We start from the raw sequence: 22304 nt of genomic DNA on the forward strand, positions 1-22304 counted from the left end.
GTACAAGTATTTTCGGGCGGGCTACTTCCAGCCGATTCGCCAGTCTTCGGCGTTCTGCAGGGTTTGCCAGGTCAGGCGTTCAGCACGGCGAGTCATGACGGCTTGCAGCTCGATTTCCAGCACAGTGCCTTCCTCGTCACGAAACAATTCGGTGACCAAGAAGTGTTTCTCCTTGTTGCGAGGACGAGCTGCTGTCCACTTCGACAGCAGCAGTTTGGCGGGATTGATGCGGTTCATTGCAGGTGCTCGATCAAGCGTCGCGCCGCTTCCTGGCCGCTGAGCCATGCGCCTTCGACCCGACCGGACAGGCACCAGTCGCCGCACACATACAAGCCCAGGTCAGCATCGGCCAGTACCCCGAATTCATGCGCGCTGGAGGGTCGCGCGTACAGCCAGCGATGCGCCAGGCTGAAAGAAGGCGCGGGCATGGCGCTGTGCAGCAGTTCTGCGAAGGCGCCGTGCAGGTGTTCGATGACGGCTTCTTTGGGCAAGTCCAGGTGCGCCTTGCTCCACGCGCTGGTGGCGTGCAGCACCCACGTGTCGAGAGTGGTATCGCGCCCGGGTTTGCTGCGGTTGCGCGCGAGCCAGTCAAGCGGGCTGTCCTGGACGAAACAGCCTTCCATCGGCGTGTCCAGAGGTTTGTCGAAAGCCAGGGCGATGGCCCAGGTCGGGTCCATTTTCACCCCAGCAGCGGCACCCGCCAGCTTCGGCGCGGCGGCGAGCAGCGCGGTGGCCTGGGGCGCCGGCGTGGCAATCACGACGTGGCTGAACGGGCCGTGATTGCCGCCGTCGGCGTCCAGCAGGTTCCAATGCTGTTTGCCCTGGAACACTTCGGTGATGCGGCAACCGAATTCCACCGGCAAATCATCCAGCAGCGCACGGGTGATAGCACTCATGCGCGGCGTACCGACCCAGCGAATTTGCTCGTCGGGAGAGGGCGTGAGCTGACCGGACTTGAAGTTGTACAGCTGAGGTTTCCATTGCTCGGCCCAGCCATTGCTTTGCCAGCGTTGCACCTCGTTGACGAAGCGCCGGTCACGGGCGGTGAAGTATTGCGCATCCATGTCCAACGCGCCGGCGTCACTGCGCTTGCTGGACATGCGGCCGCCGCTGCCGCGGCTTTTATCGAAAAGTTGTACAGCGTGCCCCGCGTCTCGTAACGCTCGGGCGGCGGAGAGACCGGCGATGCCGGTGCCGATGATCGCGATGGGAACAGTCATGGGAGGCCTCGTTTTACCGTTGGGTACAGACTACGCCGACACCAATAGCTGTACAATATTGTTTTTTGGTATAAGTTTTGGCGTACCTGTTCTTACGGCGTGGCCTATGGTTAAAGCTGAGGCTTAACCAACAGCCGCGCCCGATTGCAATTGATCCCTGCTTATAAAATAGACCAGTGATCGGCGGCGAACGTTACATGAGGAGTGTCCCATGCATATTTTGCTGACCGGCGGTACCGGCTTGATCGGTCGCCAGCTTTGCCAACACTGGCTTGCCCAAGGGCATCGCTTGACCGTCTGGAGCCGTGAACCGGACACCGTTGCCAAGTGGTGCGGTGCGCAAGTGTTGGGCGTTGGCCGCTTGCAAGACGTGATCGGCAGCGTGGATGCGGTGGTCAATCTGGCCGGCGCGCCCATTGCTGATCGGCCCTGGACCAAAAAGCGCAAGGCCTTGTTGTGGAGCAGCCGCATCAGCCTCACCGAAACGCTGTTGGCGTGGATGGAAGGCCAGGCGCAAAAACCGCAGGTGCTGATTTCCGGTTCGGCGGTCGGTTGGTACGGAGACGGCGGCGAGCGCGAATTGACCGAGGCCAGCGGCCCGGTGCAGGACGACTTCCCGAGCCAGCTGTGTATTGCCTGGGAAGAAACGGCCCTGCGCGCCGAAGCCATGGGCATCCGTGTGGTGTTGGTGCGCACCGGCCTTGTGCTGGCGGCGAAGGGCGGCTTTTTGTCGCGGTTGTTATTGCCGTTCAAGCTGGCGCTGGGCGGGCCGATCGGCGATGGTCGGCAGTGGATGCCGTGGGTTCATATCAAAGATCAAATCGCCCTGATTGATTTTCTTCTGCACAAAGCCGACGCCAGCGGTCCTTATAATGCCTGCGCGCCACACCCGGTGCGCAACCGCGAATTCGCTAGGATCCTGGGCCAGGTGCTGCACCGTCCCGCGTTCATGCCGATGCCGGCGTTTGCATTGAAGGTCGGGCTGGGTGAGTTGTCCGGGTTGTTGCTCGGCGGGCAAAAAGCCGTGCCCGAACGGCTGTTGGCGGCCGGTTTCACTTTTCAGTTCACTGAGTTGCACGCGGCCCTGGAAGACTTGTCCAGCCGCCTCTAGCCATAGGATGTTGCATGACGGATCACGCGTTGTTACTGGTCAACCTGGGTTCACCGGCCTCCACTTCGGTGGCCGATGTGCGCAGCTACCTCAATCAGTTCCTGATGGACCCTTACGTGATCGACCTGCCGTGGCCGGTGAGGCGGTTGCTGGTGTCGCTGATCCTGATCAAGCGCCCCGAGCAGTCGGCGCATGCCTACGCGTCGATCTGGTGGGACGAGGGTTCACCGCTTGTAGTCTTGAGTCGTCGTTTGCAGCAGCAAATGACCGCGCAGTGGACCCAGGGCCCAGTGGAGCTGGCGATGCGTTATGGCGAACCGTCGCTTGAAACGACGCTGACGCGCCTGGCCGCCCAGGGGATTAAGAAAGTCACCCTGGCGCCGTTGTACCCGCAGTTTGCCGACAGCACCGTGACCACCGTGATTGAAGAAGCCAAGCGTGTGGTGCGCGACAAAAAGCTCGACGTGCAGTTTTCGATCCTGCAGCCCTTTTACGATCAGCCGGAATACCTCGAGGCACTGGTTGCGAGCGCCCGGCCGTATGTCGAGCAGGACTACGATCATTTGCTCCTGAGTTTTCACGGCCTGCCCGAGCGTCATCTGAAAAAGCTCGACCCCACCGGCGGGCATTGTTTCAAGGATGCGAACTGCTGCCAGAACGCGTCGCCCGAGGTGCTTGCCACCTGCTATCGCGCGCAGTGCTTCAGCGTTGCACGGGAATTTGCCGCGCGCATGGGCCTGCCGGATGGCAAGTGGTCGGTGGCATTCCAGTCGCGCTTGGGCCGGGCGAAATGGATCGAACCCTACACCGAAGCCCGCCTGGAAGCCCTGGCCCAGCAAGGCGTGAAAAAGCTGCTGGTGATGTGCCCGGCGTTTGTTGCCGATTGCATTGAGACGCTGGAAGAGATTGGTGATCGTGGGTTGGAGCAGTTCCGCGAAGCAGGGGGCGAGGAGTTGGTGTTGGTGCCGTGCCTCAATGATGATCCGCAGTGGGCTGCGGCGCTGAACACGTTGTGTGAGCGGGCGCCCTTGGCGCTGTGATCAGATTGTCGAAACGATAGAGATCAACTGTGGGAGCGGGCTTGCCCGCGAATGCGAGGTGTCAGTCAACGAATGTATTGGCTGATGCAGCGCCTTCGCGAGCAAGCCCGCTCCCACAGTGTTTTTTAGGGTTTATTCGTGATGCGGTTCACCCAGGAACGTCAGCGAACTGAATAGCCCGCGCGTCGCCACATCGGCATTGTCCTTGAGCGGGATCTCCACCTGCGCCGTGATCACATTCAACCCTTCATTACGCACCAGCACCTGGGCGCGACCGTCTTTGTCGGTCTCGGTGCTCAAGGTGTTTGGTGCATTGCGATAGTCGCCCACCAGCTTGATCCCCGCCGCAGGCTTGCCATCCAATAGCACACGCACCGGCAGTGATCGGCCAGGTCCTACAGTCAGTGGATCCACTTCAGGCAGGATCAGCAGCTTGATCTGATCCAGCTTCGGCAACTTCGCCCCCGGCTGATAAATCGCCAGGCTGTACTTGAAGGTCTGGGTCGATGCAATTGCCCCCGGCACATGGCTGCGGCCCTGGTTGATCCACTTCTTGTCCGGCGTTTGCGACCACATGCCGTTATCCAGGGCAACCGCTAAAACGGCGGGTGATTTGAGCGGCTTGAGGCGTGCGTGGTCGGCAAGGCGTTCTACGCTGACCGGGATCATCCTGGCGCTGGCGTCATACGCCCAGGCGCCGCTGATTTTCTCGGCCTTGAAGGCGTTGTCCTCGGCGCCGTGGCCGTAGATCACTTCGATATTGCCGCGTCGCTGTTCGGTCCACAGGCCGTGGGCAGAAACTTGGCTGGCAAACAGCAGGCCGAGCACGGCCAGGGATTTCAAGGCTTGCATGGGAGCGTCCTTTTACAGGTTGAGGGTCAGGCTGACGGTGACATTGCGCGGCTCACCGGGCGTGACCCAGTAGTTGCTGTAGGAGCGCTCGTAGTACTTTTCGTCGAATACGTTGTTGAGGTTCAGGCCCACGGTGACGTTGTCGCTGGCTTTGTAATGCGCCAGCAGGTCGACGGTGTGGTAGGCGGGCAGTTCGAAACGGCTGCCGGCCTCGCCGGAGCGGTCACCGACGTAGGTGAAAGCTGCGCCCAGGTCCGAGCCGCGCAACGCGCCATTCTGGAACTCATACACGCCCAACAGGCTGGCGCTGCGCTTGGCCACGCCGAGAATTCGGCTGCCGGTGGGGATGGCTTTGTCGCCCTTAGTCACTTCGGCGTCGATGTAGGCGAAGGCGCCGATGACGCGTACGGCGTCGGTCACTTGCCCGCTCAGTTGCAGGTCGACACCCTGGCTGCGCGCCTTGCCCATGGCGCGCTGGGTGTCGGTGGCGGGATCGAGGGCGAGGACATTTTTCTTTTCGATGTGGAAGGCGGCGAGGGTGGTGCTCAGGCGATCGTCGAACAGCTCGCTCTTGAGCCCTATTTCATAACCGACGCCTTCTTCTGGCTCGAAGGATTTACCGCCGGCATCCAGGCCGTTGTTCGGTTTGAACGACGTTGACGCGTTGGCGAACACGCCGACCTGCGGCGTGAGTTGGTAGAGCAAGCCGGCGCGTTGGGTCAGGGCATCATGGGTTTGCCGGCCCTTGGCGTGGTTGCGGGTGAAGTCATCGGTGCTTTGTTCGACGTGCTCGAAGCGTGCACCGAGCATGCCGCGCAGGCGGTCGGTGAAGACGATCTGGTCCTGCAGGTTCAGTGCCTGGCTCTTCACCTGTTCGAAAACGTCGGTGCCGGAGCGCGCGCCGTTGGGTTTGGTCTGGCCATAGATCGGTTTATAGATGTCGATGGGGTAGAGGCTGCCGGCAATCGCCGTCACGCGTTCTTTTTTGCGGTAGTCCTCGTACTCGCTGCCGATCAGCAGTTCATGCTGCCAACTGCCGATATCGAACAGGCCGCGCAGTTCGAGCTGGGTGATGCTGTCATGCCAGCCGGTAGAGCGTTGGCGGTAGCGGCGGTTGACGGTGTGGCCGTCGGCATTCAGCGCGCGGCTTTCCGAGGCGTCGCCCCACAGGCTGCCCTGTTTATAGTGGCTGGCGAGGCGCAGTTGCCAGGCGTCGTTGAGGTGGTGTTCCACGGCGGCCTGTAGGCGGTTGTTGTGGTTGCGGATGTTGCCGTCGTTGGGCTCGCCGAGGAAAGTGGAGCGGGACATGCCATGGGGCGCGACGATGCCACGGTCGAAGGTTGAGCTGTGGCGCACGAACTCGCTTTCCACAAGCAGGCGAGTGTCCGGGTCCAATTGCCAGCTGAAAGACGGCGCGACGAATACGCGCTTGGCGTCAACGTGATCGCGAAAGCTGTGATTGTCTTCCACCGCCAGGTTCACGCGCGACAGCATGCGGCCGTCGCCGTCCAGTGGCGTGTTCACATCAAGGGCTGTGCGGTAGCGGTCCCAGCTGCCGGCACTGGTTTGCACGGTGGTGAAGGCTTGCGGCTGGGGTTTTTTGCTGACGATATTGACGGTGCCGCCGGGATCGCCACGCCCGTAGAGGCTGGCGGCGGGACCTTTGAGCACTTCAATGCGCTCAATATTGGCCGCGTCTGGCGTGCTCGGGTAGCCACGGTTGGCGCTGAAACCATCCTGGTAGAACTGCGAAGTGGTGAAGCCGCGCACGCTGTACTCGTAAAGCGTCAGGCCGCCGAAGTTGTTTTGCTTGGACACGCCGCCGGCGAATTCCAGGGCGCGTTCGACATTGGTGCTGCCCAAGTCGTTGAGCACCGTGGCGGGAATCACGCTGATTGATTGAGGAATGTCACGCAGGGCCGTGTCAGTTTTGGTCGCGCTGGCAGAGCGGGTGGCGCGATAGCCTTTGACGGGGCCCGTGGCAGATTCATAGGCGTCGCCGGTGACGCTGATGGTGTCCAGTTCGACAGTGTTGTCTTTGGCGTAGCTGTCTTCGGCGTAGGCGGGGTCGAGCAGCAATCCCAAGGCCAGACCAGCCAGTGGGGTAAATCTACGAGGCGGCATGATAGAGCGTTCCAATGTCTATATTGAAACAATATAACATGCCTAATGAGAATGGATTTCTTTTGAAATATTAGGTTACAGGAGCCCGCGAACGGGCTCCCAACCCCGTTATTCCTCTTCTTTCACCGGCGCCGGCGGTGGGCGCAGGCCGATTTCTGCCAGCAGTTTGAGCTCTTTGCCGTTGCGCATTACCTGGATTGCCACCTTGTCGGTCGGCTTGATCCGCGCGACCTGGTTCATCGACTTACGGCCATCACCTGCCGGTTCGCCATCGATGCTGAGGATCACATCGCCCAGTTGCAGACCGGCTTTCTGCGCCGGGCCGTCGCGGAAGATCCCGGCGACCACGATGCCCGGGCGTCCGGTCAAACCGAACGACTCAGCCAATTCCTTGGTCAGCGGCTGTACTTCGATGCCCAGCCAGCCGCGAATTACCTGGCCGTGCTCGATGATCGACTTCATCACTTCCATGGCCAGCTTCACCGGGATCGCAAAACCGATGCCCTGGGAGCCGCCGGATTTGGAGAAAATCGCCGTATTGATACCGGTCAGGTTGCCATTGGCATCCACCAACGCGCCGCCGGAGTTGCCCGGGTTGATCGCCGCGTCGGTCTGGATAAAGTCTTCGTAGCTGTTGAGCCCCAGCTGATTACGCCCGGTGGCGCTGATGATGCCCATGGTCACCGTCTGGCCGACGCCAAACGGGTTGCCGATCGCCAGTGCCACGTCACCGACGCGCAGCCCTTCAGAGCGGCCGATGGTGATCGAGGGCAGGCTTTTCAAATCGATCTTCAACACCGCGAGGTCGGTTTCCGGGTCGCTGCCAACCACGCGGGCCAGGGTTTCGCGGCCGTCGCGCAGGGCCACGACGATCTGGTCGGCGCCGGTGGTCACGTGGTTGTTGGTGAGGATGTAGCCTTCGGGGCTCATGATCACGCCGGAACCCAGGCTGGATTCCATGCGGCGCTGCTTGGGGCCGTTGTCGCCGAAATAGCGGCGAAATTGCGGGTCTTCAAACAGCGGATGCGCCGGTTTGTTGATGACCTTGGTGGTGTACAGGTTGACCACTGCGGGTGCGGCGATGACCACGGCGTCCGCATAAGTCACCGGACCTTGCACCACCGAACTGGTTTGCGGTGCCTGTTGCAGGTTCACATCAAGGCTGGGTAAGCCCACCCACTGGGGATAACGCTGAATAATCAGCATCGCGATCAGCACGCCAGCCAACAATGGCCATCCAAAAAAACGCAGTGCCTTAAGCATCAAGTAAGTCCTGACAGGTTGCAGGGGGCGGGAGAGCGCCCATAATGTCGCGCATTATACGAGGCTGCGAGCGCCTCGGAACGGGATATTTAGGAGTCTTTTATGGCCGTCCCTCTTACCACCCTCGTCGAGGAAGCGGACCGCTACCTTGGCAGCGCAAAAATTGCCGATTATTGCCCCAATGGCCTGCAGGTCGAGGGCCGTCCGCAGGTGATGCGCATCGTCAGCGGCGTGACCGCAAGCCAGGCTCTGCTGGATGCCGCGGTCGAAGCCCAGGCCGACCTGGTGCTGGTGCACCACGGTTATTTCTGGAAGGGCGAAAACCCGTGTATCACCGGCATGAAACAGCGCCGCCTGAAAACCCTGCTCAAGCACGACATCAGCCTGCTCGCCTACCACCTGCCGCTGGACCTGCACGCGGACGTGGGCAATAACGTGCAACTCGCCCGGCAGCTGGACATTACCGTCGAAGGCCCGCTGGACCCGGGCAACCCCAAAATCGTCGGCCTGGTCGGTTCCCTTGCCGAGCCCCTGTCGCCCCGCGACTTTGCCCGCCGTGTGCAGGACGTGATGGGCCGTGAGCCGCTGCTGATCGAAGGCAGCGAAATGATCCGCCGCGTTGGTTGGTGCACCGGCGGTGGCCAGGGCTATATCGACCAGGCGATTGCCGCCGGCGTCGACCTGTACCTGAGCGGCGAAGCTTCCGAGCAAACCTTTCACAGCGCGCGGGAAAACGACATCAGCTTTATCGCCGCCGGGCACCACGCCACCGAGCGTTATGGCGTGCAGGCGTTGGGCGAGTACCTGGCGCGGCGTTTCGCGCTGGAGCATCTGTTCATCGATTGCCCCAACCCGATCTAAGCCTCGCCGCAGGCCCAATGTGGGAGCTGGCTTGCCTGCGATAGCATCACCTCAATTTACCTGACTGACCGAGGTGCCTGTATCGCAGGCAAGCCAGCTCCCACAAAAGCCAGCTCCCGCAGTTGACCGGGTTTCACGCCAAACCAGGCGGCATATTCATATACCGTTTCGATCTAGCCAGCTCCCTGAATAGAAGAAGGTGCTGTGCTAGCATGCCCCGCTCGAACACGGCCCGCTGGCCGTCCATAAGATCGTTTTTCCGTGAGTAGCCATGGTCGACAAACTGACGCATCTGAAACAGCTGGAGGCGGAAAGCATCCACATCATCCGCGAGGTCGCCGCCGAGTTCGACAACCCGGTGATGCTCTACTCGATCGGTAAAGACTCCGCCGTGATGCTTCACCTGGCGCGCAAGGCGTTCTTCCCGGGCAAGCTGCCGTTCCCGGTGATGCACGTCGACACCCGCTGGAAATTCCAGGAGATGTACAAGTTTCGCGACAAAATGGTCGAAGAGCTTGGCCTGGACCTGATCACCCACGTCAACCCGGACGGCGTGGCGCAGGGCATCAACCCGTTCACCCACGGCAGCGCCAAGCACACCGACATCATGAAAACCGAAGGCCTCAAGCAGGCATTGGACAAGCATGGTTTCGACGCAGCCTTCGGCGGTGCCCGTCGCGATGAAGAGAAATCCCGCGCCAAAGAGCGCGTGTACTCGTTCCGCGACAGCAAGCACCGTTGGGACCCGAAAAACCAGCGCCCGGAGCTGTGGAACGTCTACAACGGCAACGTCAACAAGGGTGAGTCGATCCGTGTGTTCCCGCTGTCCAACTGGACCGAGCTGGACATCTGGCAGTACATCTACCTGGAAGGCATTCCGATTGTGCCGCTGTACTTCGCCGCCGAACGCGACGTGATCGAGAAGAACGGCACGTTGATCATGATCGACGACGACCGCATCCTCGAGCACTTGTCCGACGAAGACAAAGCCCGAATCGTCAAAAAGAAAGTACGTTTCCGTACCCTGGGCTGCTACCCGTTGACGGGCGCGGTGGAGTCCGAAGCCGAGACGCTGACGGACATCATTCAGGAAATGCTCCTGACGCGAACTTCCGAGCGCCAGGGCCGGGTCATCGACCACGATGGCGCAGGCTCGATGGAAGATAAAAAACGTCAGGGTTATTTCTAAGGGGCTGTCACCAATGTCGCATCAATCTGATTTGATCAGCGAGGACATCCTCGCCTACCTGGGCCAGCACGAGCGCAAGGAAATGTTGCGCTTCCTGACCTGCGGCAACGTCGACGACGGCAAGAGCACCCTGATCGGGCGCCTGCTGCACGACTCCAAGATGATCTACGAAGATCACCTGGAAGCCATCACCCGCGATTCGAAGAAATCCGGCACCACCGGCGATGACATCGACCTGGCTTTGCTCGTCGACGGCCTGCAGGCCGAGCGCGAGCAGGGCATCACCATCGATGTGGCCTACCGCTACTTCTCCACCGCCAAGCGCAAATTCATCATTGCCGACACCCCCGGCCATGAGCAGTACACCCGCAACATGGCCACCGGTGCCTCCACCTGTGACCTGGCGATCATTCTGATCGACGCGCGTTATGGCGTGCAGACTCAGACCCGTCGCCACAGCTTTATCGCCTCGTTGCTGGGCATCAAACATATCGTGGTGGCCATCAACAAGATGGACATCAACGGCTTTGACCAAAGCGTATTCGAGCAGATCAAGGCCGATTACCTGAAGTTTGCCGACGGTATCGCGTTCAAGCCAAGCACCCTGGCCTTCGTGCCGATGTCGGCGCTCAAGGGCGACAACGTGGTGAACAAGAGCGAGCGTTCGCCCTGGTACACCGGCCAGTCGCTGATGGAAATTCTCGAAACCGTCGAGATCGCCAACGACCGCAACTACACCGACCTGCGTTTCCCGGTGCAGTACGTCAACCGTCCGAACCTGAACTTCCGTGGTTTCGCCGGCACCCTGGCCAGCGGCATTGTGCACAAGGGCGACGAAGTCGTGGTGCTGCCGTCGGGCAAGAGCAGCCGCGTCAAATCCATCGTCACCTTCGAAGGTGAGCTGGAGCACGCAGGCCCAGGCCAGGCCGTGACCCTGACCATGGAAGACGAGATCGACATCTCCCGTGGCGACCTGTTGGTGCATGCCGACAACGTGCCGCAAGTGACCGACGCCTTCGACGCCATGCTGGTGTGGATGGCCGAAGAGCCGATGCTGCCGGGCAAGAAATACGACATCAAACGCGCGACCAGCTACGTGCCGGGTTCCATCACCAGCATCGTGCACCGCGTGGACGTGAACACCCTGGCCGAAGGCCCGGCGAGTTCGCTGCAACTGAACGAGATTGGCCGGGTCAAGGTCAGCCTCGACGCCGCCATCGCGCTGGACGGTTACGACAGTAACCGCACCACCGGTGCGTTTATCGTCATCGACCGTTTGACCAACGGCACGGTGGCCGCGGGCATGATCATCGCGCCGCCGGTCCACCATGGTGGTTCAGCGCAACACGGCAGCCTTGCTCATGTCGCCACTGAAGAGCGCGCTCTGCGCTTCGGCCAGCAGCCGGCCACCGTGTTGTTCAGCGGCCTGTCGGGCGCGGGCAAGAGCACCTTGGCCTATGCGGTTGAGCGCAAGTTGTTCGACATGGGCCGTGCAGTGTTCGTACTGGATGGCCAGAACCTGCGCCACGACCTGAACAAAGGGTTGCCGCAGGATCGAAGCGGCCGTACTGAAAACTGGCGTCGCGCTGCTCACGTGGCGCGCCAGTTCAACGAAGCCGGCCTGCTGACCCTGGCTGCGTTCGTTGCGCCGGATGCCGAGGGCCGCGAACAGGCCAAGGCGCTGATTGGCGCCGACCGCCTGCTCACCGTCTATGTGCAAGCGTCGCCGCTGGTGTGCGCCGAGCGTGATCCGCAAGGCCTGTACGCGGCGGGTGGGGATAACATCCCTGGCGAGTCTTTCCCGTACGACGTGCCGTTGAATGCCGATCTGGTGATCGACACCCAGGCCACGTCGCTGGAAGACAGCGTCAAGCAAGTGCTGGAGCTGTTGCGTCAGCGCGGCGCGATCTAAACCTCGCCGCCACAAAAAAGCCCGCCACCGATCACTCGGTGGCGGGCTTTTTCATGGAGTCTTGAAGACAACTCGGCCAACTGTGGGAGGGGGCAAGCCCCCTCCCACAGTTGATTATTGTTTGCCTGGGTAATCGGTGTGCAGCTTGTCCAGCAACGCATCCTTGTCTTCCCAAAGCTGGTTGATCCAGCCCTGAAACGCCAACCGGTACTCCCCGTCCTGCTCATAATTCTTGCCGATAAACCCGGCCGGAATCTGCACTTCTTCAAAGTGCACCACCACATCCTTCACATTCCCACACAGCAAGTCCCAGTACCCAGGGCGCCCGGCAGGGTAGTGAATAGTCACGTTGACCAGGGACTTCAACTGCTCACCCATGGCGTCCAGCACAAACGCAATGCCGCCGGCTTTGGGCTTGAGCAAGTAGCGAAATGGGGATTTCTGCTGCGCATGCTTGCCCGTCGTAAAGCGTGTGCCTTCGGCAAAGTTGAAGATGCCCACCGGGTTGTCACGAAACTTCGCACAGGTCTTGCGGGTGGTTTCCAGGTCTTTGCCTTTCTTTTCCGGGTGTTTCTCGAGGTACGCCTTGGTGTAGCGCTTCATGAACGGGAAGCCCAGCGCCCACCACGCCAGGCCAATCACCGGCACCCAGATCAGCTCCTGCTTGAGGAAGAACTTCAGCGGGCGAGTCCGGCGATTGAGCACGTACTGCAGCACCATGATGTCCACCCAGCTCTGGTGGTTACTGGTCACCAGGTACGAGTGCTCGTAGTCCAGCCCTTCAAGGCCGGTCAGGTGCCAGCGCGTGCGCCGTACCAGGTTCATCCAGCCCTTGTTATTGGTGACCCAGGCTTCGTGGGTGTGGTTCATCAGCCATTCGCTGAAGCGCTTGGCAAATGGCAGCGCCTTGAACAGCGCGACGATAAACAGAAACGAGCACAACACAATCGTGTTCAGCGCCAACAACAAGGACGCGATCACCCCGCGCACGGCGGCAGGTAGAAAATCCAGCATTTAAATATCCATAGGTCGGTTGGCGGCTTGAATCGCAGTCAGGGCGATGGTGTACACGATGTCGTCGACCTGAGCGCCGCGCGGCAGGTCGTTCACCGGTTTGCGCAGGCCTTGCAGCATCGGCCCCAGGCTTACGCAATCGGCGCTGCGCTGCACGGCCTTGTGCGTGGTGTTGCCGGTGTTCAGGTCCGGGAACACAAACACCGTGGCTTTGCCGGCGACCAAGCTGTTGGGCGCCAGTTGCCGGGCCACGGTTTCGTTGGCGGCGGCGTCGTATTGCAACGGCCCGTCGATCAGCAGCGAGCTTTGCTGTTCGTGGGCGAGCAGGGTGGCTTCGCGGACTTTTTCCACTTCCTCGCCACTGGCCGAATCGCCGCTGGAATAGCTGATCATCGCCACGCGCGGGGTGATGCCGAACGCGGCGGCCGAGTCGGCGCTTTGCAGGGCGATTTCCGCCAGTTCCGCCGCGCTCGGGTGCGGGTTCATCACACAGTCGCCGTAGACCAGCACCTGCTCGGGGAACAGCATGAAGAACACTGACGACACCAGGGTGCAGCCCGGCGCCGTTTTAATCAGCTGCAGGGCAGGGCGGATGGTGTTGGCGGTGGAGTGGATGACGCCGGAGACCAGGCCATCCACTTCATCCAGCGCGAGCATCATGGTGGCGATCACCACGGTGTCTTCCAGTTGCTGCTCGGCCATCGGTGCGTTGAGGCTCTTGCTCTTGCGCAGCGCGACCATCGGTTCGACATAACGCTGGCGAATCAGGTCCGGGTCGAGAATCTCCAGGCCTTCGGGCAGCTCGATGCCGTGGGCGCGGGCCACCGCTTCCACATCCGCCGGTTTGGCCAGCAGCACGCAACGGGCAATGCCGCGCGCCTGGCAGATGGCGGCAGCTTGCACGGTCAACGGCTCGCTGCCTTCGGGCAACACGATGCGTTTGTTGGCGGCCTGGGCGCGTTGGATCAACTGGTAGCGGAACACGGCCGGCGACAGGCGCATCTCCCGTGGCGTGCCGCAGCGTTGGTGCAGCCAGCGCGCGTCGAGGTGGCTGGCGACGAAATCGGTGATGATTTCTGCGCGCTCGCGGTCATCAATCGGAATTTCTTTGTTAAGGCTGTTGAGCTGGTTGGCGGTGTCGTAGGAGCCGGTGCTCACCGACAACACCGGCAGCCCGGCCTGGAACGCGCCCCGGCACAGATCCATGATGCGCGGGTCGGGCAGGGTGTCGCTGGTCAGCAGCAGGCCGGCCAGCGGCACGCCGTTGATCGCGGCCAGGCTGACGGCGAGGATGATGTCGTCGCGATCGCCAGGGGTAACCACCAGCACGCCGGGCTTGAGCAGCTCCACGGTGTTACGCATGGTGCGCGCGCAGATGATGATTTTGGTCATGCGCCGGGTTTCGTAATCGCCGGCATTGAGGATCTGTGCGCCCATCAGGTCGGCCACGTCGCGGGTGCGCGGCGCGTTGAGTTCGGGCTGGTACGGGATGCAGCCAAGCAGGCGGAAGTCACCACTGCGCAACAGTGGCGAATGTTCTTTGAGGCGCGCCGAGAACGCTTCCATGCTTTCGTCGGTGCGCACTTTGTTGAGAATCACGCCCAGCACTTTCGGGTCTTTGGGGCCGCCGAACAGTTGCGCCTGCAGTTCCACGCGGCCAGAGAGCTCGGTGAGCACTTCGTTTTCCGGCGCCGAGACCAGGATCACTTCCGCATCCAGACTCTTGGCCAGGTGCAGGTTGACCCGCGCCGCATAGCTGGCGCTGCGGGTTGGTACCATGCCTTCGACGATCAGCACGTCCTTGCCCACGGCGGCTTGCTGGTAAAGGGTGATGATTTCTTCCAGCAGCTCGTCCAGCTGGCCGTCGCCGAGCATGCGCTCTACATGGGCCAGGCCCAAAGGCTGGGGCGGTTTCAGGCCGTGGGTGCGGGCCACCAGCTCGGTGGAGCGCTCGGGGCCGGTGTCGCCCGGGTGCGGCTGGGCAATGGGTTTGAAGAAACCGACTTTCAGCCCGGCCCGTTCGAGGGTACGCACCAGCCCAAGGCTGATGGAGGTCAGACCCACACCAAAATCGGTGGGCGCGATAAAAAAAGTCTGCATGCGAATTCTCTGGAGGTGCATGGCTTCGGTGGCGCTCTATGGTTGAGCGCCTACCGGGAATCAGACGCCAAGGTTATCGTTATTCGAGCGCTTGCGCACACCAGCCACACGCAAAGGGTTGGCCTATTTTTTCAAGGCGTTGCGCGGGGTCCAGTACCCAGGCGCGCGACTGCCATGGCGGTTGGTGGCGCAGGTGCTGGGTGTGGCCGCAGGACAGCTCGGCGACCCAGTGCCGGTCGTCATCCTGGTGAAGTCCGAGGATGAAGGATGCCGTTGATCGGTCCCGTCTGTCCGGGTTGTGTTCGCTTTCGGGCAAATCCTTGTTTAGACTTGTCCGTTCTTCATTCTTATGCAAAAGGTCTCGCCCCATGACGATCGCCGCTAACAAGGCTGTCTCCATCGACTATACCCTGACCAACGACGCTGGTGAGGTCATCGACAGCTCCGCCGGCGGCGCGCCGCTGGTCTACCTGCAAGGCGCAGGTAACATCATCCCGGGCCTGGAAAAGGCTCTGGAAGGCAAGAACGTCGGTGACGAACTGACCGTCGCCGTAGAACCTGAAGACGCTTACGGCGAATACTCCGCCGAACTGGTCAGCACCTTGAGCCGCAGCATGTTCGAAGGCGTTGACGAGCTGGAAGTGGGCATGCAGTTCCACGCTTCCGCGCCGGACGGCCAAATGCAGATCGTCACCATCCGCGATCTGGACGGCGATGACGTGACCGTTGACGGTAACCACCCTCTGGCTGGCCAGCGCCTGAACTTCCAAGTGAAGATCGTTGCCATCCGCGACGCTTCCCAGGAAGAAGTGGCCCACGGCCACGTTCACGGTGAAGGCGGTCATCACCATTGATTGTGGTTTGATCAATAGGTAGCAAAAACGCCCCGACTGGTTCGGGGCGTTTTTTTGTGCCTTGAAAATGTATCCCAGTCCAAATGTGGGAGCGGGCTTGCTCGCGATAGCGGTGTATCAGCCAAGTATTCGGTCGCTGACACGCTGTAATCGCGGGCAAGCCCGCTCCCACATTGAACTGCGCACGCCCTATATGCGGCACAAACAAAAATGCCCCGCACCTTTCGGTGCGGGGCATTTCTTAACTGTTACGCGGCCTGGGCTACGTGGCAGTTTTTACCACTTAGGCTGCTGCAGCGACGTTCAGAGCCTTGATGTGGCCATTCAGGCGGCTCTTATGACGAGCGGCCTTGTTCTTGTGGATGATGCCTTTATCGGCCATACGGTCGATAACTGGCACGGCCAGAACGTAAGCAGCTTGGGCTTTTTCAGCGTCTTTGGTGTCGATGGCTTTAACTACATTCTTGATGTAGGTACGAACCATGGAACGCAGGCTGGCGTTGTGGCTGCGACGCTTCTCAGCCTGTTTTGCACGTTTTTTGGCGGAAGGTGTGTTGGCCACCGTCGAGCTCCTCGAAAGACTTTTTAGGAAATAGCAAACAAAATAGGCCGCGAATCATGCCGATGACTTGATGGGTTGTCAAGGGCGGCTGATGCGAACTGCTGAGTGGTCGATCTGAAGAGGCGGGTGATTTATTTCCGGCGCTTGACCTGTAAACTCGCGAGCTTTGGCTCTGTGCTGTTGCAGGCGCGCAGTATCGCATAAGTGGGCGCTTTGTTCGCCTGCTCTTTATCTATAGGCGCAAACTCTTTCAATGAATCTGCTCAAATCGTTGGCTGCCGTCAGCTCTATCACGATGATCTCCCGGGTTTTGGGGTTCGTGCGTGACACCCTGCTGGCGCGCATTTTTGGCGCCAGCATGGCCACGGATGCGTTCTTTATTGCCTTTAAACTGCCCAACCTGCTGCGACGCATCTTTGCCGAGGGGGCATTTTCCCAGGCGTTCGTGCCAATTCTGGCCGAGTACAAAAACCAGCAGGGCGAAGAAGCCACCCGCACCTTTATCGCGTACGTTTCGGGCCTGCTGACGCTGGTGCTGATGCTAGTCACCATCGCCGGCATGCTCGCCGCGCCCTGGGTGATCTGGGCCACGGCGCCGGGTTTTGCCAATACCCCGGAAAAATTCGCGCTGACCACTGATCTGCTGCGCGTGACCTTTCCTTATATATTGCTGATTTCCCTGTCGTCCCTGGCTGGGGCGATCCTCAACACCTGGAACCGCTTCTCGGTGCCAGCCTTCGTGCCGACGCTGCTGAACGTCAGCATGATTATTTTTGCGCTGTTCCTCACGCCGTACTTCGATCCGCCGGTGATGGCCCTGGGTTGGGCGGTGCTGGCGGGTGGCCTGGCGCAACTGCTGTACCAGCTGCCGCACCTGAAAAAGATCGGCATGCTCGTGCTGCCGCGCCTGAACCTCAAAGACACCGGCGTCTGGCGCGTGATGCGCAATATGTTGCCGGCGATCCTCGGGGTCTCCGTCAGTCAGATATCGCTGATCATCAACACCGCGTTCGCCTCGCTGCTGGTTTCAGGCTCAGTGTCCTGGATGTACTACGCCGACCGTCTGATGGAGCTGCCATCCGGCGTGCTCGGGGTGGCCCTGGGCACCATTTTGCTGCCAACCTTGTCGCGCACCTATGCGAGCAAGGACCGCCAGGAGTATTCGCGGATCCTCGATTGGGGCCTGCGCCTGTGCTTTATGTTGGTACTGCCGTGTTCTCTGGCCTTGGGCATCCTGGCCGAACCGCTGACCGTGTCGCTGTTTCAATACGGCCAATTCAGCGCGTTTGACGCCTCGATGACCCAGCGTGCGCTGGTCGCCTACTCCGTCGGGCTGCTCGGCATTATTGTGATCAAGGTGCTGGCGCCGGGGTTCTACGCCCAGCAAAACATCCGCACACCGGTCAAGATCGCAATCTTCACTCTGATCGTCACTCAACTGCTTAACCTGGTGTTCATCGGTCCGCTGGCTCACGCCGGCCTGGCCCTGGCCATCAGCGCTGGTGCCTGCATCAATGCCGGCCTGTTGTTTTACCAACTGCGTAAACAACAGATGTATCAGCCGCAGCCGGGCTGGGGCATGTTCGCCCTCAAGCTGCTCGTGGCGGTGGCGACCATGTCGGCCGTGTTGCTGGGCCTGATGCACTTTATGCCCGCCTGGGACCAAGGCCATATGCTGGAGCGCTTCATGCGCCTGGGCATTTTGGTGGTTGCCGGCGTGGTGGTGTACTTCGGGATGTTGCTGCTGCAAGGCTTTCGTCTGCGTGATTTCAATCGCAAGTCCCTGGGATAGAGAGTTTGCCGCGATAAAACGATGGTTTTATCGATTCGATCCATTTGGCCTGCGCTGTTGCCTGTCGTCCGGGGCCGGGTGTGGTTATAATCGACCACTTTATGAGCAAGAAGCGCGTTATGCAGCTGGTTCGAGGTCTCCACAACCTGCGCCCCGAGCATCGGGGCTGCGTCGCCACTATTGGCAACTTTGACGGTGTTCACCGTGGCCACCAGGCTATCCTGGGCCGGCTGCGTGAACGCGCGGTCGAGTTGGGCGTGCCCAGCTGCGTGGTGATTTTTGAGCCGCAGCCACGGGAATTCTTTACCCCTGAAACGGCGCCGGCACGGTTGGCACGTTTGCGCGACAAGCTGCAGCTGCTGGCCGAAGAGGGCGTGGACCGTGTTCTTTGCCTGGCCTTCAACCAGCGTCTGCAAAGCCTCAGCGCCGCGGAGTTCGTCGACCGTATCCTGGTAGATGGCCTGGGCGTACAGCACCTGGAGGTCGGCGACGACTTCCGTTTCGGTTGCGACCGCGTCGGGGATTTCGACTTCCTGCAACACGCCGGTGTGAATCAAGGTTTTACCGTCGAAGCCGCGCAAACCGTCGAACTGGACGGCCTGCGCGTGAGCAGTACCCAGGTGCGTAACGCCCTGGCCGCTGCCGACTTCGCCTTGGCCGAGCGTTTGCTCGGTCGCCCGTTCCGCATTGCCGGGCGGGTACTGCACGGCCAGAAGCTGGCGCGCCAACTGGGCACGCCAACCGCCAACGTGCAACTCAAGCGCCGTCGTGTGCCACTCACCGGGGTTTACCTGGTGAGCGTCGACATCGACGGCCAATCGTGGCCGGGAGTCGCCAACATAGGCGTCAGGCCCACGGTTGCAGGTGATGGCAAGGCCCACCTGGAAGTTCACCTTTTGGATTTTGCCGGTGATTTGTATGACCGGCGTTTGACGGTGGTTTTCCACCAGAAGCTGCGTGAAGAGCAGCGTTTCGCCTCGCTTGAGGCGTTGAAAACGGCGATCAATGCGGATGTCGCCGCCGCCCGTGCACTAGCCGCACCTAGCGCCCATCGCTAACCGAAGAGCCTTAAATGACCGACTATAAAGCCACGCTAAACCTTCCGGACACCGCCTTCCCAATGAAGGCCGGCCTGCCACAGCGCGAACCGCAGATCCTGCAGCGCTGGGACAGTATTGGCCTGTACGGAAAGTTGCGCGAAATTGGCAAGGATCGTCCGAAATTCGTCCTGCACGACGGCCCTCCTTATGCCAACGGCACGATTCACATCGGTCATGCGCTGAACAAAATTCTCAAGGACATGATCCTGCGCTCTAAAACCCTGTCGGGTTTCGACGCACCTTATGTTCCGGGCTGGGACTGCCATGGCCTGCCAATCGAGCACAAAGTCGAAGTGACTTACGGCAAGAACCTGGGCGCGGATAAAACCCGCGAACTGTGCCGTGCCTACGCCACCGAACAGATCGAAGGGCAGAAGTCCGAATTCATCCGCCTGGGCGTGTTGGGCGAGTGGGACAACCCGTACAAAACCATGAACTTCAAGAACGAGGCCGGGGAAATCCGTGCCTTGGCTGAAATCGTCAAGGGCGGTTTCGTGTTCAAGGGCCTCAAGCCCGTGAACTGGTGCTTCGACTGCGGTTCGGCCCTGGCCGAGGCGGAAGTCGAGTACGAAGACAAGAAGTCCTCGACCATCGACGTGGCCTTCCCGATCGCCGACGACGCCAAGCTGGCTGAGGCCTTTGGCCTGGCAAGCCTGAGCAAACCGGCTGCCATCGTGATCTGGACCACCACCCCGTGGACCATCCCGGCCAACCAGGCGCTCAACGTTCACCCGGAATTCACCTACGCCCTGGTGGACGTCGGTGGTCGCCTGCTGGTGCTCGCTGAAGAAATGGTCGAAGCCTGCCTGGCGCGTTACGAGCTGCAAGGTTCGGTGATCGCCACGACGACCGGTACCGCGCTGGAACTGATCAACTTCCGCCACCCGTTCTATGACCGCCTGTCGCCGGTGTACCTGGCTGACTACGTTGAGCTGGGTTCGGGCACGGGTGTGGTTCACTCCGCACCGGCCTACGGCGTTGACGACTTTGTGACCTGCAAAGCCTACGGCATGGTCAACGACGACATCCTCAACCCGGTGCAGAGCAATGGCGTTTACGCGCCGTCGCTGGAGTTCTTCGGCGGCCAGTTCATCTTCAAGGCTAACGAGCCAATCATCGATAAGCTGCGTGAAGTCGGTTCGCTGCTGCACACCGAAACCATCAAGCACAGCTACATGCACTGCTGGCGCCACAAGACCCCGTTGATCTACCGCGCCACTGCGCAGTGGTTTATCGGCATGGACAAAGAGCCGACCAGCGGCGACACCCTGCGTGTGCGCTCGCTCAAAGCCATCGAAGACACCAAGTTCGTCCCGGCCTGGGGCCAGGCGCGCCTGCACTCGATGATCGCCAACCGCCCGGACTGGTGCATCTCCCGTCAGCGTAACTGGGGCGTGCCAATCCCGTTCTTCCTCAACAAGGAAAGCGGCGAGCTGCACCCACGTACCGTCGAACTGATGGAAGAAGTCGCCCTGCGTGTTGAGCAGGAAGGCATCGAAGCCTGGTTCAAGCTGGACGCCGCCGAGCTGCTGGGCGACGAAGCGCCGCTGTACGACAAGATCAGCGACACCCTCGACGTGTGGTTCGACTCCGGCACCACTCACTGGCACGTGCTGCGCGGTTCGCACCCGATGGGCCACGAGACCGGCCCGCGTGCCGACCTGTACCTGGAAGGTTCGGACCAACACCGCGGCTGGTTCCACTCCTCCTTGTTGACCGGCTGCGCCATCGACAACCACGCGCCATACCGCGAACTGCTGACCCACGGTTTTACCGTCGACGAGACGGGCCGCAAGATGTCCAAGTCGCTGAAAAACGTGATCGAGCCGAAGAAGATCAATGAAACCCTGGGCGCCGACATCATGCGTCTGTGGGTAGCCTCGACCGATTATTCGGGCGAAATCGCCGTGTCGGACCAGATCCTGGCCCGTAGCGCTGATGCCTACCGCCGTATCCGTAATACCGCACGCTTCCTGCTGTCGAACCTGACCGGTTTCAACCCGGCCACCGACCTGCTGCCGGCCGAGGACATGCTCGCCCTCGACCGTTGGGCAGTGGACCGTACCCTGTTGCTGCAGCGCGAGTTGCAGGAACACTACGGCGAATACCGCTTCTGGAACGTGTACTCCAAGATCCACAACTTCTGCGTGCAGGAGCTGGGTGGTTTCTACCTCGACATCATCAAGGACCGCCAGTACACCACCGGCGCCAACAGCAAGGCACGCCGTTCGGCGCAGACCGCGCTGTACCACATCTCTGAAGCGCTGGTGCGCTGGATCGCGCCGATCCTGGCCTTTACCGCCGACGAGCTGTGGGAATACCTGCCGGGCGAGCGTAACGAATCGGTGATGCTCAACACTTGGTACGAAGGCCTGACCGAACTGCCGGCCGACTTCGAACTGGGCCGCGAGTACTGGGAAGGCGTGATGGCTGTCAAAGTGGCGGTGAACAAGGAGCTGGAAGTGCAGCGTGCGGCCAAGGCCGTCGGTGGCAACCTGCAAGCCGAAGTCACCCTGTTTGCCGAGGAAGGCCTGAGCGCCGACCTGGCCAAGCTGAGCAACGAACTGCGCTTCGTGCTGATCACCTCGACTGCCAGCCTGGCACCGTTTGCCCAGGCACCTGCGGACGCGGTGGCTACCGAAGTGCCGGGCCTCAAGCTTCAAGTGGTCAAGTCGGCCTTTCCTAAGTGCGCCCGTTGCTGGCACTGCCGTGAAGACGTTGGCGTGAACCCCGAGCATCCGGAAATCTGCGGTCGTTGCGTCGACAACATCAGCGGTGCTGGCGAGGTTCGCCACTATGCCTAACACCAGCCGTTTCGGACGTCTGGGCTGGCTCGTACTGAGCGTGCTGGTGCTGGTCATTGACCAGCTCAGCAAGGCTCACTTCGAAGGCGCCTTGCAGATGTACCAGCAGATCGTGGTCATCCCTGACTACTTCAGCTGGACCCTGGCCTACAACACCGGCGCTGCCTTCAGCTTCCTCGCTGACAGCTCCGGCTGGCAGCGCTGGCTGTTCGCGTTGATCGCGGTCGTGGTCAGTGCAGTCCTGGTGGTCTGGCTTAAGCGCCTGGGTCGCGATGACACCTGGCTGGCTATCGCCCTGGCCCTGGTGCTGGGCGGTGCGCTGGGCAACCTGTACGACCGCATTGCCCTGGGCCATGTGATCGACTTTATCCTGGTGCATTGGCAGAACCGCTGGTATTTCCCGGCGTTCAACTTTGCCGACAGCGCCATCACCGTCGGTGCAATCATGCTGGCGTTGGACATGTTCAAAAGCAAGAAAACCGGAGAGACCGTCAATGACTGATCAG

Annotated in this window: 19 protein-coding genes; 10 read left to right on the forward strand and 9 right to left on the reverse strand. The window is 60.9% G+C overall.

The window, feature by feature from the left end:
• Positions 1 to 21 precede the first annotated feature (21 nt).
• Positions 22 to 237 carry a TIGR02450 family Trp-rich protein gene (locus ABWL43_RS03845; protein WP_094948912.1) on the reverse strand — a complete coding sequence of 72 codons (216 nt, stop codon included), beginning with the start codon at positions 235 to 237 and terminating at the stop codon, positions 22 to 24.
• Complete coding sequence (locus tag ABWL43_RS03850) at positions 234 to 1220, reverse strand: NAD(P)/FAD-dependent oxidoreductase (RefSeq protein ID WP_404486804.1); 987 nt, start codon at positions 1218 to 1220, stop codon at positions 234 to 236. The genes ABWL43_RS03845 and ABWL43_RS03850 overlap by 4 nt, the downstream gene beginning before the upstream one ends.
• Positions 1221 to 1431: 211 nt before the next feature.
• Here ABWL43_RS03850 and ABWL43_RS03855 point away from each other — a divergent pair, with 211 nt between their 5' ends.
• Positions 1432 to 2331 carry a TIGR01777 family oxidoreductase gene (locus ABWL43_RS03855; protein ID WP_404486806.1) on the forward strand — a complete coding sequence of 300 codons (900 nt, stop codon included), beginning with the start codon at positions 1432 to 1434 and terminating at the stop codon, positions 2329 to 2331.
• 14 nt (positions 2332 to 2345) lie between these two features.
• Entirely contained in the window at positions 2346 to 3371 is a 1026-nt protein-coding gene (gene hemH, locus ABWL43_RS03860) for a ferrochelatase (RefSeq protein ID WP_404486808.1), read from the forward strand.
• 132 nt (positions 3372 to 3503) lie between these two features.
• Here the strand turns inward: hemH and ABWL43_RS03865 are convergent, their stop codons facing one another.
• The 3 genes from ABWL43_RS03865 to algW form a co-directional block, all read right to left on the reverse strand.
• Positions 3504 to 4223 (reverse strand): DUF4198 domain-containing protein, encoded by a 720-nt coding sequence (locus ABWL43_RS03865; protein WP_404486810.1) that lies wholly within the window; start codon positions 4221 to 4223, stop codon positions 3504 to 3506.
• 12 nt (positions 4224 to 4235) lie between these two features.
• The gene (locus ABWL43_RS03870; RefSeq protein WP_404486812.1) at positions 4236 to 6347 is read right to left on the reverse strand and encodes a TonB-dependent siderophore receptor; all 2112 of its coding nucleotides are present in this window, start codon (positions 6345 to 6347) and stop codon (positions 4236 to 4238) included.
• 108 nt (positions 6348 to 6455) lie between these two features.
• Positions 6456 to 7610 carry a Do family serine endopeptidase AlgW gene (gene algW, locus ABWL43_RS03875; protein ID WP_369302557.1) on the reverse strand — a complete coding sequence of 385 codons (1155 nt, stop codon included), beginning with the start codon at positions 7608 to 7610 and terminating at the stop codon, positions 6456 to 6458.
• 102 nt (positions 7611 to 7712) lie between these two features.
• Between algW and ABWL43_RS03880 the strand changes: the two genes are divergently transcribed.
• From ABWL43_RS03880 to cysN, 3 genes are all read left to right on the forward strand, one after another.
• Positions 7713 to 8471: a Nif3-like dinuclear metal center hexameric protein gene (locus ABWL43_RS03880; protein ID WP_404486814.1), complete on the forward strand. Its 759-nt coding sequence runs from the start codon at positions 7713 to 7715 to the stop codon at positions 8469 to 8471.
• A 271-nt stretch (positions 8472 to 8742) separates the two neighbouring features.
• Entirely contained in the window at positions 8743 to 9660 is a 918-nt protein-coding gene (gene cysD, locus ABWL43_RS03885; RefSeq protein ID WP_017137614.1) for a sulfate adenylyltransferase subunit CysD, read from the forward strand.
• A 13-nt stretch (positions 9661 to 9673) separates the two neighbouring features.
• Positions 9674 to 11572 (forward strand): sulfate adenylyltransferase subunit CysN, encoded by a 1899-nt coding sequence (cysN, locus tag ABWL43_RS03890; protein ID WP_262210075.1) that lies wholly within the window; start codon positions 9674 to 9676, stop codon positions 11570 to 11572.
• A gap of 114 nt (positions 11573 to 11686) precedes the next feature.
• On the opposite strand, the gene ABWL43_RS03895 is transcribed toward cysN, so the two are convergent.
• The 3 genes from ABWL43_RS03895 to ABWL43_RS03905 all read right to left on the reverse strand — a co-directional run bounded on the left by ABWL43_RS03895 (position 11687) and on the right by ABWL43_RS03905 (position 15056).
• On the reverse strand, positions 11687 to 12586 hold the full coding sequence (locus ABWL43_RS03895) for an acyltransferase (protein WP_404486817.1): 900 nt from the start codon (positions 12584 to 12586) through the stop codon (positions 11687 to 11689).
• Complete coding sequence (pta, locus tag ABWL43_RS03900) at positions 12587 to 14686, reverse strand: phosphate acetyltransferase (RefSeq protein ID WP_106578583.1); 2100 nt, start codon at positions 14684 to 14686, stop codon at positions 12587 to 12589.
• Between the two features lie 79 nt (positions 14687 to 14765).
• A complete protein-coding gene (locus tag ABWL43_RS03905) occupies positions 14766 to 15056 on the reverse strand; it encodes a DUF3565 domain-containing protein (protein ID WP_404488365.1) in 291 nt (96 codons plus the stop codon).
• Between ABWL43_RS03905 and ABWL43_RS03910 the strand changes: the two genes are divergently transcribed.
• A complete protein-coding gene (locus ABWL43_RS03910; protein ID WP_003188398.1) occupies positions 15055 to 15540 on the forward strand; it encodes a peptidylprolyl isomerase in 486 nt (161 codons plus the stop codon). The genes ABWL43_RS03905 and ABWL43_RS03910 overlap by 2 nt on opposite strands.
• Positions 15541 to 15823: 283 nt before the next feature.
• Here ABWL43_RS03910 and rpsT read toward each other — a convergent pair whose 3' ends face one another.
• The gene (gene rpsT, locus ABWL43_RS03915; RefSeq protein ID WP_003171647.1) at positions 15824 to 16102 is read right to left on the reverse strand and encodes a 30S ribosomal protein S20; all 279 of its coding nucleotides are present in this window, start codon (positions 16100 to 16102) and stop codon (positions 15824 to 15826) included.
• A 253-nt stretch (positions 16103 to 16355) separates the two neighbouring features.
• Between rpsT and murJ the strand changes: the two genes are divergently transcribed.
• The 4 genes from murJ (at position 16356) to lspA (ending at position 22300) form a co-directional block, all read left to right on the forward strand.
• Entirely contained in the window at positions 16356 to 17894 is a 1539-nt protein-coding gene (murJ, locus tag ABWL43_RS03920; RefSeq protein WP_145165592.1) for a murein biosynthesis integral membrane protein MurJ, read from the forward strand.
• Between the two features lie 119 nt (positions 17895 to 18013).
• The gene (gene ribF / locus ABWL43_RS03925; RefSeq protein WP_064450635.1) at positions 18014 to 18952 is read left to right on the forward strand and encodes a bifunctional riboflavin kinase/FAD synthetase; all 939 of its coding nucleotides are present in this window, start codon (positions 18014 to 18016) and stop codon (positions 18950 to 18952) included.
• A gap of 14 nt (positions 18953 to 18966) precedes the next feature.
• On the forward strand, positions 18967 to 21798 hold the full coding sequence (ileS, locus tag ABWL43_RS03930; RefSeq protein ID WP_404486820.1) for an isoleucine--tRNA ligase: 2832 nt from the start codon (positions 18967 to 18969) through the stop codon (positions 21796 to 21798).
• Positions 21791 to 22300: a signal peptidase II gene (gene lspA, locus ABWL43_RS03935; RefSeq protein WP_106578588.1), complete on the forward strand. Its 510-nt coding sequence runs from the start codon at positions 21791 to 21793 to the stop codon at positions 22298 to 22300. Before ileS ends, lspA begins: the two co-directional genes overlap by 8 nt.
• Positions 22301 to 22304 lie beyond the last annotated feature (4 nt).

This window comes from Pseudomonas sp. HT11 (assembly GCF_044875395.1).
Taxonomy (GTDB): domain Bacteria; phylum Pseudomonadota; class Gammaproteobacteria; order Pseudomonadales; family Pseudomonadaceae; genus Aquipseudomonas.

Bases quoted from the DNA above. Each gene is read 5' to 3' on its own strand.
- ABWL43_RS03845 (WP_094948912.1), bottom strand. From the start codon at position 237: ATGAACCGCATCAATCCCGCCAAACTGCTGCTGTCGAAGTGGACAGCA.
- ABWL43_RS03850 (WP_404486804.1), bottom strand. From the start codon at position 1,220: ATGACTGTTCCCATCGCGATCATCGGCACCGGCATCGCCGGTCTCTCC.
- ABWL43_RS03855 (WP_404486806.1), top strand. From the start codon at position 1,432: ATGCATATTTTGCTGACCGGCGGTACCGGCTTGATCGGTCGCCAGCTT.
- hemH (WP_404486808.1), top strand. From the start codon at position 2,346: ATGACGGATCACGCGTTGTTACTGGTCAACCTGGGTTCACCGGCCTCC.
- ABWL43_RS03865 (WP_404486810.1), bottom strand. From the start codon at position 4,223: ATGCAAGCCTTGAAATCCCTGGCCGTGCTCGGCCTGCTGTTTGCCAGC.
- ABWL43_RS03870 (WP_404486812.1), bottom strand. From the start codon at position 6,347: ATGCCGCCTCGTAGATTTACCCCACTGGCTGGTCTGGCCTTGGGATTG.
- algW (WP_369302557.1), bottom strand. From the start codon at position 7,610: ATGCTTAAGGCACTGCGTTTTTTTGGATGGCCATTGTTGGCTGGCGTG.
- ABWL43_RS03880 (WP_404486814.1), top strand. From the start codon at position 7,713: ATGGCCGTCCCTCTTACCACCCTCGTCGAGGAAGCGGACCGCTACCTT.
- cysD (WP_017137614.1), top strand. From the start codon at position 8,743: ATGGTCGACAAACTGACGCATCTGAAACAGCTGGAGGCGGAAAGCATC.
- cysN (WP_262210075.1), top strand. From the start codon at position 9,674: ATGTCGCATCAATCTGATTTGATCAGCGAGGACATCCTCGCCTACCTG.
- ABWL43_RS03895 (WP_404486817.1), bottom strand. From the start codon at position 12,586: ATGCTGGATTTTCTACCTGCCGCCGTGCGCGGGGTGATCGCGTCCTTG.
- pta (WP_106578583.1), bottom strand. From the start codon at position 14,686: ATGCAGACTTTTTTTATCGCGCCCACCGATTTTGGTGTGGGTCTGACC.
- ABWL43_RS03910 (WP_003188398.1), top strand. From the start codon at position 15,055: ATGACGATCGCCGCTAACAAGGCTGTCTCCATCGACTATACCCTGACC.
- ABWL43_RS03905 (WP_404488365.1), bottom strand. From the start codon at position 15,056: ATGGGGCGAGACCTTTTGCATAAGAATGAAGAACGGACAAGTCTAAAC.
- murJ (WP_145165592.1), top strand. From the start codon at position 16,356: ATGAATCTGCTCAAATCGTTGGCTGCCGTCAGCTCTATCACGATGATC.
- ribF (WP_064450635.1), top strand. From the start codon at position 18,014: ATGCAGCTGGTTCGAGGTCTCCACAACCTGCGCCCCGAGCATCGGGGC.
- ileS (WP_404486820.1), top strand. From the start codon at position 18,967: ATGACCGACTATAAAGCCACGCTAAACCTTCCGGACACCGCCTTCCCA.
- lspA (WP_106578588.1), top strand. From the start codon at position 21,791: ATGCCTAACACCAGCCGTTTCGGACGTCTGGGCTGGCTCGTACTGAGC.